Source organism: Oleiphilus sp. HI0086 (assembly GCF_001635225.1).
On record NZ_LWFZ01000681.1, the window covers coordinates 1 to 11,270 of the forward strand.

Annotated in this window: 9 protein-coding genes and 1 tRNA gene; 5 read left to right on the forward strand and 5 right to left on the reverse strand. The window is 43.3% G+C overall.

Annotated features, from left to right (window positions below; all coding sequences use genetic code 11):
* Window positions 1-417, reverse strand: a 417-nt coding sequence (locus A3756_RS10310) for a response regulator (protein ID WP_156490400.1), incomplete at its 3' end; no start/stop codon positions are given.
* Window positions 418-569: 152 nt separating this feature from the next.
* Between A3756_RS10310 and A3756_RS10315 the strand changes: the two genes are divergently transcribed.
* Together A3756_RS10315 and A3756_RS10320 are read left to right on the forward strand one after the other, a co-directional pair.
* Window positions 570-1,043, forward strand: a complete 474-nt coding sequence (locus A3756_RS10315; protein ID WP_068515724.1) for a hypothetical protein — start codon at window positions 570-572, stop codon at window positions 1,041-1,043.
* A 178-nt stretch (window positions 1,044-1,221) separates the two neighbouring features.
* The gene (locus tag A3756_RS10320; RefSeq protein ID WP_082865193.1) at window positions 1,222-1,974 is read left to right on the forward strand and encodes an outer membrane beta-barrel protein; all 753 of its coding nucleotides are present in this window, start codon (window positions 1,222-1,224) and stop codon (window positions 1,972-1,974) included.
* Between the two features lie 37 nt (window positions 1,975-2,011).
* Here A3756_RS10320 and rlmKL read toward each other — a convergent pair whose 3' ends face one another.
* Window positions 2,012-4,225: a bifunctional 23S rRNA (guanine(2069)-N(7))-methyltransferase RlmK/23S rRNA (guanine(2445)-N(2))-methyltransferase RlmL gene (gene rlmKL, locus A3756_RS10325; RefSeq protein WP_068512355.1), complete on the reverse strand. Its 2,214-nt coding sequence runs from the start codon at window positions 4,223-4,225 to the stop codon at window positions 2,012-2,014.
* 343 nt (window positions 4,226-4,568) lie between these two features.
* On the opposite strand from rlmKL, the gene rmf reads away from it, so the two are divergent.
* The gene (gene rmf / locus A3756_RS10330; RefSeq protein WP_068509010.1) at window positions 4,569-4,778 is read left to right on the forward strand and encodes a ribosome modulation factor; all 210 of its coding nucleotides are present in this window, start codon (window positions 4,569-4,571) and stop codon (window positions 4,776-4,778) included.
* Window positions 4,779-4,830: 52 nt separating this feature from the next.
* On the opposite strand, the gene A3756_RS10335 is transcribed toward rmf, so the two are convergent.
* Together A3756_RS10335 and uvrB are read right to left on the reverse strand one after the other, a co-directional pair.
* Window positions 4,831-5,853, reverse strand: a complete 1,023-nt coding sequence (locus A3756_RS10335; RefSeq protein ID WP_068553453.1) for a quinone-dependent dihydroorotate dehydrogenase — start codon at window positions 5,851-5,853, stop codon at window positions 4,831-4,833.
* A 500-nt stretch (window positions 5,854-6,353) separates the two neighbouring features.
* The gene (uvrB, locus tag A3756_RS10340) at window positions 6,354-8,366 is read right to left on the reverse strand and encodes an excinuclease ABC subunit UvrB (RefSeq protein WP_068512349.1); all 2,013 of its coding nucleotides are present in this window, start codon (window positions 8,364-8,366) and stop codon (window positions 6,354-6,356) included.
* A 266-nt stretch (window positions 8,367-8,632) separates the two neighbouring features.
* Here uvrB and A3756_RS10345 point away from each other — a divergent pair, with 266 nt between their 5' ends.
* Together A3756_RS10345 and A3756_RS10350 are read left to right on the forward strand one after the other, a co-directional pair.
* On the forward strand, window positions 8,633-9,844 hold the full coding sequence (locus A3756_RS10345) for a pyridoxal phosphate-dependent aminotransferase (protein ID WP_304438882.1): 1,212 nt from the start codon (window positions 8,633-8,635) through the stop codon (window positions 9,842-9,844).
* Between the two features lie 72 nt (window positions 9,845-9,916).
* Window positions 9,917-9,992: transfer RNA gene (locus tag A3756_RS10350), tRNA-Asn, on the forward strand.
* Between the two features lie 227 nt (window positions 9,993-10,219).
* Here the strand turns inward: A3756_RS10350 and A3756_RS10355 are convergent.
* Window positions 10,220-11,270, reverse strand: a 1,051-nt coding sequence (locus tag A3756_RS10355; protein ID WP_197481265.1) for an ATP-binding protein, incomplete at its 5' end; no start/stop codon positions are given.

The following is an 11,270-nucleotide window of genomic DNA, read 5'->3' on the forward strand; positions in this document are numbered from 1 at the left end:
CTGCTCGATCATTGCATCCAAACGTTTTTGTAAAACGGCTTTTGTAATAGGCTTTGTGATGTAGCCATCAGGCAAGTATTCAAGCGCTCCCATGACCATATCTTTAGAAGTTTCTGCCGTGATGAGTATGAATATGCCTGTATGCTTAAGAATTTTATTGTGACGAAGTTCTTCCAGAACCTGTTGCCCGCTCTTTCCGGGGCCTAGGTTATAGTCGCACAAAATAATATCAAACTCTTCATGCTCACAACGAGCAACGGCGTCTTCACCATTCCCCGCTACCTCGATACTCTCAACCCCAAACGCTCTGATCATTTGGCGTATTGAAAGACGAAAGTTTTCGAAATCATCGACAACCAAAAAGCGCAGATTGCGATAGTATTTGGCTAGCTGAATTTGTCTTTGCAACTCACTCATAAAACACTTACTTCACTGTTCCTAAATTTAATACTCCTAAGTGTAGACAAAAAATCAAATCAGATAGCGTATATTCAAATATTTCTTTTGACTCACGACACTGAACAATAGAAAATTCAGGCTTTTAACAAGCATGGTCTTATCTATCTAATATGGAATTCCCTTCTTTTATCGATATTGAATACAGCACACCAGATGAAGGCGGTTTTCCAACTGCAATTACCTGGTCACTAGCCAACGGCCAAATCAAGTCTGTACTTATTATCCCTGATGACGAATGGGACCCTTGGGACAATACCGACAGCACCGTAGATCTTCAATTTCTTTTTGATCAAGGTGTTTCCGGGCCTGACGTAATTCGAGAACTAAACCAGGACTTGGATGGCCAAACAGTTTTTATTGATGGCCTAGATGAAGATGAAGCCTTATTAGAACTGCTATTCGAGACTTATAATAACGAACTAGGCTTTGAAATAGCTTCAATCACCCAGCTCTTTAGCTCTCACCCACTAGAAACGCTGCTAGCGAAACGAAATGACCTGGCTATCGAGAACCAGCTTGATATTGACTCAATTGAAGACAATGTTCGCGCACTGCTTCACCTAAGCAAAGAAATCCTAACTTAGCATCTAGAATTTCTCAGGTTCAATTCACAACAACGCTCAGCAAACCCAATATTATGTTTTACTTCAATAAATTGTGAATCGTATCGAAGCACATTTGGTAATATCGTGGCACCATATTGCATTCCGTAATTCAATACCTCAATGCAAGCTATCAACCGTAGCAAAACCGGATCTACAAATGGATCAACTAAAATTAAGGATGCCCAGCAACATGGTTTGCAAACGCTTCGCACTCGCCCTAGTTTCAATTCTGCTATCTATTTCTACTTTGACTCAAGCCAACGATGATAACGGTTTTTTTAGCAACCCTGGCCCTAAGTCCGAAAGAAACTACTTATCTGTCGGTCTTTCTTTGAACGAATTCAACAGGCTCAACCTTAATCTCGTCCGCTCTGACAGCGTATCTTACGAAGATAGAACTGAAGGCTCTCCGGTTTTATCATTCAGCGGCCTTACTGCACAAACCTACGGCCTTAGCGTTATTTATGGTAGCTACCTAGATGACACTTTCAAAGCAGAGTTTCGTTACGGCAAGGGAATCAAAGAAGACACGCTTAAAGGAGCAAAGGATGTCAACCTAGATCATTGGATTGCGACATATATGGGAGCCGAGCAAGAGATTACAGATTATTTTAATGCTTACGCACTACTTGGACTATCTTACTACCGAGCAGATGTAACGCGTCATGAAGTTATTAGAACCGTCTCGGAAAGTGCTATTTCTAACGCGGAATCAGCGGTTCAACCCAGCCCATTCGTGGCCGAGTCACATTTATTTAAAACGAACTTCAGTTTAAGCTGGATTATCGGAGGAGACTATAAGCTGAGTGATCAGTGGTATTTATCCTTTGAATACGGTCGTTTGCTCAAGGACACTGATACGAATATCGAAATAGATCAGTACAGTACCTACCTAAAGTTTGAATTCTAAGGATAAGCCCACTACTCAAACCGACTAAGCAAATTTCCTAGCCGCGCTCTATTTTCCAGCATTGGTGAATATGACTATTGCGCTCAAAATCTTTATCCACTGACATTTTGGTAAAGTCTGTGACCTTATAGTTTGCGCTCAAGCCTGGATCAAGCTTAAACCTTCGCAGGTTATTCGAGAAAACCAGCACCCCCTTTTCAGACAGCAAGCTCATACACTGCTCTATGAGTACGACATGATCACGCTGAATATCCAGCACCCCCTGCATTCGTTTAGAATTAGAGAAGCTCGGTGGATCTAGAAAAATCAGATCAAAACTGGCTTTTTGTTCCTGTTGTGACTTTAGCCACTCAATACAATCTGCCTGAACTACTTTATTGTCACGAAGCGCTAGCCTATTGAGCGCCAGATTTCCCTCGAACCAATTCAAGTAGGTCTTTGACATATCAACGCTCAAGGTTGATTTCGCACCACCAAGTGCGGCATAAACACTCACCGCACCTGTATAACAAAATAAATTTAAAAAGCGTTTATCTCTGGCATTATCATAGACCCACTTTCTAATGGGACGATGATCGAGAAACAACCCGGTATCCAAGTAGTCCTTTAGGTTTACCTTGAATCGCGCACCACTCTCACTTACTGTAAAAAAGTCTTTTTGAGATGCTTCTTTTTCGTACTGTTTAGTACCTTTTTGTATCGAACGAACTTTTAAAGCAATTCGCTTCGTCGGTATCGTTGCACCATTAAAACTAAACTCGCTTAATACCTTAAGCCCCTCTCTTAGCCTTTCTCGGCTAGCTTTCTCATCAATAGACTTTGGCGCTTGATATTCCTGGACATGAAGCCATGTAGTTTGATCAATGCTTTGGTACATATCGACTGCGAGCGCAAATTCCGGCATATCAGCATCGTACAAGCGATAGCAGCTAATCTCATTTTTCTTAGCCCACTTACCGAGGGTCTTAAAATTCTTCTTAAGGCGGTTAGCGAACATTTCAGCACGCTGTGGATTCGATATCTTCCAGTTGCTAGATGAATGTTCTAATTTAGAGGAGCTCGCAGCATCTTTGTAGCGATTATCCTTATCAAGACTAAATAAGATGAGTTGACTTTCGATAGCGCCATTAAAGAGTTTATACTGTTTATATGAACGCCAGCATATGGCCTTACCTAAATCTGCATTTCCTGTAAATACGCCGGCACTCCATCCAAGCAAGTCTCGCTCAAATAGCTCACCCAACACACCATACAGCGTTTTAAGGAGGTTAATCTCGCCCAAGCGCTCTCCATAAGGAGGGTTCGTTAGCAACAACCCCGCCTGATCATGTTCAGCAAGGGTAAAATCTTCTAGTGAGCGTTTCTCCACATGAATAATCTTATCAAAGCCTGCCTTTCTAACATTATCCCAAGCTTTCGCCACAACTCTAGAATCCTGATCAAAACCAGTAATACGCCCCTGATATGAACCTAAGCCTTTTTCGAATGAATCTAAAGCAGCCTGACGAAGCGCACTCCATAATCGCTCATCATGACCTTTCCAACACTCAAACCCCCAGCGCTCGCGAGCAAGTCCTGGCGCTTTATTGGTAGCAAGCATTGCCGCTTCAATAAGCAAAGTGCCAGAGCCACACATTGGATCAATAAAACTAGCGCTGTCGTTGTAACGCTTAGGCCAGCCACTCAGCAAAAGCAATCCGGCGGCAAGGTTTTCTTTGAGTGGCGCAGCACCGGTAACAGAACGATAGCCGCGTTTGTGGAGACTTTCACCTGACAAGTCGAGGCTTACGTTAATTTTCCCTTTTGCCAACCTGGCTGATATACGGATATCAGGCTCGGCTCGACTAACTGAGGGCCGGTCCCCAACAAGGTCACGAAACTTATCAACAATTGCATCTTTTACTCGCAAAGCACCAAAGGTAGTGTTGTTGACATGTTCATTTTGCCCAGAGAAATCGACCGCAAAACTAGCCGTACAATCGAAATATCGACTCCAGTCTATAGAATAAGCTGCGTCATAAATTTGATCAGCCGTTTCCGCTTTATGTGAACAAAGCTCAAGTAAAACCCGATTTGCAACTCGCGACCAAAGTAATACACGATACAACAAAGATTTATCTAATTCGGCACTCACGCCAGCAGGCGTTGACTTTGTCTGCTCGACTCCAAAACTATTGAGTTCTTGCTCAAGAACGTAATTTAGCCCTCGGGGGCACGTTATAAAAACATTATATGAGTCGTTATTTCGCATGTGTTACCAAATTAATACAAACTGAAATTAAGAAATAATCGCGCATTCGAACACGTTACACCCTATAAAACAAGCTATTACGGAAGCTTATACTAAAGCTATATATAAATAGTGTTTTATAGAAAGAATTAGTCATGTACTTTAGACAGAAATTTAGCTTAACTAAAAGCCCGGCCCAGAAAAGACAAGCAAAGCTTATTGCCGCCGGCAAAACACTATAACAATTCATTTGCACTCAATAGGAGTTGAATTACCTTTAAGCTTCGTAACCCCTTCGGGTACAACGTTGCTGCGCTACTTATAAATAACAATGTTTAAAGCATGTTCATGAGGTTCATAACGAATGAAAAGACAAAAGCGTGATATTGATCAAAGAGCATTTAAAAAAGGTTATCAAGCAGGCATTACAGGAAAATCAAAATCTCTCTGCCCTAATTCTACTACCACCGCAAAGCAAAACTGGCTAAGTGGCTGGCGTGAAGGTAGAGGCGACAACTGGGACGGTCTAGTTGGAGTATCCGGTATTCACAAACTCCCCGGGATCACAACATAGCAAAAATTGAAATTGAAATTGAAAAGGCCCACATCAGGGCCTTTTTTTATGCTTAACGCATCGACTTAATCGCTAAGGCAGCATCTCTTATTAAAGCAGGCCCCTTATAAATGAAACCTGTATAGATCTGTACCAGGCTTGCCCCGGCATTAATCTTATCCACCGCATCTTGACCGCACATAACCCCCCCCACGCCAATAATAGGCAGACTCTCTCCAAGTTCGGCTTTCAGCTGAGAGATCACCTCGGTCGATCGCGTCGTTAACGGAGCACCACTCAAACCACCTGCCTCGTGCGCATGGGGGTAGCCCTGAACAGCCTCTCTAGCCAATGTAGTATTGCCCGCAATTACACCATCCAGTTCACGCGCTTTTAGCGACTGCGCAACCATCACAAGCTCTTCGTTAGTCATATCAGGAGCAATTTTGATTGCAATGGGGACATAACGGCCATGCTTCTCTGCCAGTTTAGCCTGCTCTTCCTTAATCGCGTCAAGCAAAGAGTTCAGAGACTCACCAAATTGAAGGGTACGCAAGCCGGGCGTATTGGGCGACGAAACATTTACAGTTATATAGGTAGCACGAGAATAAACCGCGTTAAGGCATTTTATATAATCTGAATTCGCATCCTCAACAGCCGTATCAAAATTCTTCCCAATATTAATTCCAATAGGATTTTTGTACTGACTCGCTGCAACCTGCTGCAACAGGTGCTCAACCCCTTCATTATTGAAGCCCATTCGATTAATAATTGCCTGGTTCTCTTTCAGGCGAAATAAACGAGGTTTGGGATTTCCCGGTTGTGGTCGAGGAGTGATTGTACCCACCTCGACAAAACCAAAGCCCATTCGGCCCAGCGCATCAATGTGATCGGCATTTTTATCCAAACCTGCTGCGAGACCGACTCGGTTTGGGAACTGTACCCCCATCACTTCGACTGGGTCAGAAACCACATCTGGCAAAAATGGTGAAATCAACCCCAAACGATTGAACGCGCTCATCCAATCCAACGAAAGCTCATGAGCTGTCTCAGGCGGCAGTGTAAATAATAAGTTTCGTAAAAGTGAATAAGACATATACAGACCCGACTTTAAAAAATATTAACAAGTGCATTTTATCGACAAACATAATCGGCGTTCATTATATACACTTGTTCACAGGTAAACGAAAAGAAAATACTGGCAAGTCCATTCGGCAAAAAAAGACAAGCAAAAAAATTGCATTTTTTACTATTTTTTTTGCTAATTTCCGCCTCTAGCATGTTGACTTTCAAAGCGACTTAAATTCAATCCCCGTTAAGACAAAAGCATTATTACGCTTTTGACATTTATCCACCAATTCTGTGGATAACTTTGTTGAAAACTTAAGTAAAGACGGTCAAACCCCGCTAGAAATGGCGGCGACACACAAACTGATTATTTTTTAACCAATTAAAAAAGCCTTATTTTTCAATACCTTATAGTTTCTTTAGTATTTTTGCAAAAAAACGCCATGTTTCATATTGACTTTCTTAGCAAATTCGAAAATGTGCATAAAAACGACGTTTTTCTGACGCGAATTGTAAATAACGCGCTAACTATAGAAGTAGGCGCTCTTTAATCTCGGAAATTTTATCTCGTAAACTTGCTGCCTTTTCGAATTTTAAGTCTTTTGCTGCCTGATACATTTCTTCTTCTAATGAACGCATCTCAGACTCCAGCTCTTTCGGTGTTCGAGCAGCGATTGCCATATCGTACTCCTGACCTGCATCCGCAACTTTATTTTTTGCTTTGCGCTTTCCAGGAATGAAAGAAGCACCTTCCATGATATCACCAACCTTCTTATTCAGGCCTTGGGGCGTAATACCATTTACTTCATTGAAGTTCATCTGCTTTGCTCTACGGCGCTTTGTTTCTGATATCGCCTTCTCCATTGATCGTGTGATTTTATCTCCATATAAGATCGCTCTGCCCTTAACGTTTCTAGCCGCCCGCCCTATCGTCTGAATCAGTGATCTTTCGGAACGAAGAAAACCCTCCTTATCAGCATCGAGAATTGCAACCAGGGCAACTTCCGGCATATCAAGCCCTTCTCTTAACAGATTAATACCTACCAGGACATCAAACTCACCACGACGTAAGTCCTGAATAATTTCAATTCTTTCGACAGTATCTATATCGGAATGCAAGTATCTGACTTGAACGCCATGCTCCATTAAGAAATCTGTGAGATCCTCAGCCATACGCTTTGTTAGCGTTGTAACCAACACTCTTTCGTCTAGCTCGGTTGCCGCATTAATCTCCGACAGCAAATCATCTACTTGAGTTGTAGCAGGCCTCACTTCTATTAGAGGATCAAGCAACCCCGTCGGCCTAACGACCTGCTCAACGGTTTTGTCAGCATGCTCTTCTTCGTAGGTTGATGGTGTCGCGGAAACAAAAATAGACTGGGGAGATATACGCTCCCATTCTTCAAAACGCATAGGCCTATTATCAAGTGCCGACGGAAGCCTAAAACCATACTCCACCAAGGTTTCTTTTCTAGACCTGTCGCCTTTAAACATTGCACCAATCTGAGGAATCGTTACGTGCGACTCATCGATTACCATTAAGGCATTATCCGGCAAATAATCAAACAAGGTAGGCGGCGCTGCGCCGACATCGCGCCCAGACAAGTAGCGCGAGTAGTTTTCAATACCATTACAGTAACCCAGCTCTGTCATCATCTCTGTATCATAGCGAGTTCGTTCTTCTAGCCTTTGCGCTTCGACGAGCTTATTATTGTCCCGTAACTGCGCTAAACGAATTTCTAATTCGGACTTAATTCCATCCACAGCATTCAGAATTGTTTGGCGCGGCGTAACATAATGGGATTTAGGGTAAATCGTAATCCGAGGCACACGACGCGTCACTTCGCCGGTTAAGGGGTCAAAGAAACTTAAGTTCTCGACCTCATCATCAAATAGCTCAATTCGGATTGCCTCTTTTTCAGACTCAGCGGGGAAGACGTCTATCACATCACCACGCACACGATAGGTAGCTCGGTGTAGCTCGATGTCATTTCGCGTATATTGAATCTCGGCCAATCGTTTTAAGATATCGCGTTGACTAGCCGGCTCCCCCCTATCTAGATGTAGCATCATCTTGAGATATGATTCCGGGTCACCCAAACCGTAGATGGCAGAAACCGTGGCAATAATTATTGCGTCTGGCCGCTCCATAAGTGCTTTAGTTGCAGATAGACGCATCTGCTCAATATGTTCATTGACTGAAGCATCTTTTTCAATAAAGGTGTTTGAAGATGGAACATAGGCTTCAGGTTGATAATAGTCATAGTAAGAAACAAAGTACTCGACCGAGTTTTGCGGGAAAAACTCTTTAAATTCGCCGTATAGCTGAGCCGCCAGTGTTTTATTATGCGCCATTATAATAGTAGGTCGCTGAAGCGCTGAGATAACGTTTGCAACCGTATAGGTCTTACCTGACCCCGTTACACCAAGAAGCGTTTGATACATCAAACCGTCTTCTATCCCCTCAACAAGTTGTTTGATTGCTTCAGGCTGATCCCCCGCTGGGGAAAATCGTGACTCTAGTAAAAATTCCTTCGCCATTATGATTCCGGTCGTAATGAAAAAATGATAGACTTCGCAAGTTTGACCACTCCCTTAAAGGAAAATCTATTATCAGTCACGAAGCATGACTGTAGATTGACCTTCTAAACTTGGGTGGCAGCACTAAGACACTTGTATATAAATACAACTGCAGCTATGCGATGCGCTTATCGGGTAGCAAACGATAGCAAATTTTTTGCTTTAGAATAAGCCAGTACACGTTCTTTATTTACGGTGAGCAATTATTCCTGATTGAGGAAACAGACTTGGAAGCACAATCATCCAACCCAGCTTTATCTGCCCTGGAACTTTCAAACCGGGTACAACTTATAAAACCATCTCCGACCTTGGCTGTTACCAACAAAGCCAATGAACTAAAAGCCGCAGGTAAAGATATTATCGGCTTAGGCGCTGGCGAACCAGACTTCGACACCCCTGAACACATTAAGCAGGCTGCGATTAGTGCAATAAAAAATGGCCAGACGCGCTACACCGCAGTAGACGGCACTCCAGAACTAAAAGGCGCGATCATCGATAAATTCAAGCGCGATAACAAGCTTGAGTATACGCCTAAGCAGATCCTCGTATCGTCTGGCGGAAAGCAAAGCTTTTTCAATCTCTCACTTGCCTTGCTAAACCCAGGCGACGAAGTCGTTATCCCTGCACCGTACTGGGTATCCTACCCCGACATGGTCAAGATAGCGGAAGGCAAACCAGTTATTGTTGAAACGAGCCTTGATAACCGTTTTAAAATGACTGCCGAGCAACTGTCAGCAGCAATTACCGATAAAACCAAAATCGTAGTTTTAAACTCTCCCTCGAACCCAACCGGGATTGCTTATACACGTGAAGAACTGGTTGCCATTGGCGAGGTACTAAAACAACACCCTGAGATTTTAGTCGTTACCGATGATATGTACGAACATATTCTATGGACAGAACAACCTTTCGTTAACATATTGAACGCCTGCCCAGAGCTATATGACCGCACCTTTGTTTTGAATGGTGTCTCTAAAGCATATTCCATGACAGGCTGGCGCATTGGCTACGCAGCAGGACCAGAAAAAGCAATCGCTGCGATGAAAAAGATTCAGTCGCAAAGCACATCGAACCCCTGCTCCATTTCTCAAGCCGCGGCGTTGGAAGCACTAAATGGCAGCCAGGAATGCATCACAACAATGGTTACCGAGTTTAAAAAGCGCCACGACTATCTTGTCGCAGCGCTTAATGAACTTCCCGGCGTGGAATGTATTTCTGGCGATGGAACATTTTATGTCTTTCCAAACTTCCAGGGTGCTATCGACAATCTAGCGAATATATCTAACGATGTTGAAATGGCCGAGATGCTGCTAAGTGAAGCAGGTGTGGCACTTGTACCTGGGTCTGCTTTTGGGTCTCCTGGATGCATGCGCCTAAGCTTTGCAACCAGCATGGAAATATTAGAGTCAGCAATTTCACGTCTCAAAAAAGTACTTTAAGGTCTTGACCTGGGCCGCTTTGCTCTTTAGTATACGCGGCCTTGATTAACGAAGTCTTCGTTAGTCTTCTGTTCCCCGATAACTCAGTTGGTAGAGTAGCGGACTGTTAATCCGTTTGTCGCTGGTTCGAGCCCAGCTCGGGGAGCCAACTTCTTATTCCCACTTTCCTAACTTTATCAAAGCTGCGCTTTGAATTAATTCTTTGTAGATCCACTCCAATCTATAGACCAGGCCTAAGACCTGCAGGATACAACCAGACCGTTTTTTTCACCCCCAAATAAGCCACATCGATTTGCCAACTATAAATATCGCAAACACAAACAAAAAAGCCCCTTACTTTCGTAAGAGGCCTGCCTTTAATCTCAACTATTAAAACTAGTTAAAGCTAATAGCTTTCTGGTAGAAACTTGCCGGGATACGTATATTTGTAGTAAATGATCTGAAGTCTGCATTCTCATCACCATCATCCAGAATAACCTCAATACTTCCACCTTCGCGCTCCAGGAAGCCCTTAACAGCATCCATACCAACACCACGCCCTGAAACGTCCGTAACCTCATCCGCAGTAGAGAAGCCCGAGGAGAAGATCAAATTAGCGATTTCACTCGCTGAAGGCTTCGGATCGGATTCTGCATAAATACCCTTCTCGATCGCCATTTTATAGATACGGCTAATTGCAATACCGCGCCCGTCATCGCGAACCGCAAGGTTTGCCAAATCGTCTATATAGCTAACGTCCAGACTAATAGTACCACTTTCAGATTTTCCTTTTTCAAGGCGCTCATCAATCCCCTCAATACCGTGATCCATAGCGTTTCTGAAAACATGCATGAATATGTTATTAAGCGTGCTATGCGCTTCGCTTTTAACAAAGATTCCTGCATTATCAATTTCGATATTTGGTTTACCCTTGCCAAGCTGCTCTGCGAGCGAGTTAGCTGATTCGATAACATCTGAAATCACACCATCTAAGGGCTTAGCTTCCATTGACATCAGCATGCTGTATGCCTCAGAAACAACACCTTTAACATTGTCATCAAGCGCTTGCTGGGTAAGTGACTTGATATTTTCCAACCAAGAGCTGACGCGTGCCGGGTCTAAGGAAATACCACTCTCAGCCTCTCCATCACGACCAAGTTTCTCACGGAACACATATGCATACTTCGCGATGATATCTTCCGCACCACTTAACTCTTCGAGCAATTGCTTCTGATCCCAAAGTACATCTTCATTCTTACGAAGATCGTCATAAGTACTTTCAACTTCATGAACAATGTCGGTAACCTGACTCAAACCATAGGTACGAGCATTCCCTTTCACTGTGTGCATTGAGCGGAACAGGTTAGCAATAATGTCCAGGTCTTTCTCATCATTTGCTTCGATAAGCTGTCGACATTCAGCCAAGAAGTCTTCAGAAGTACCAATA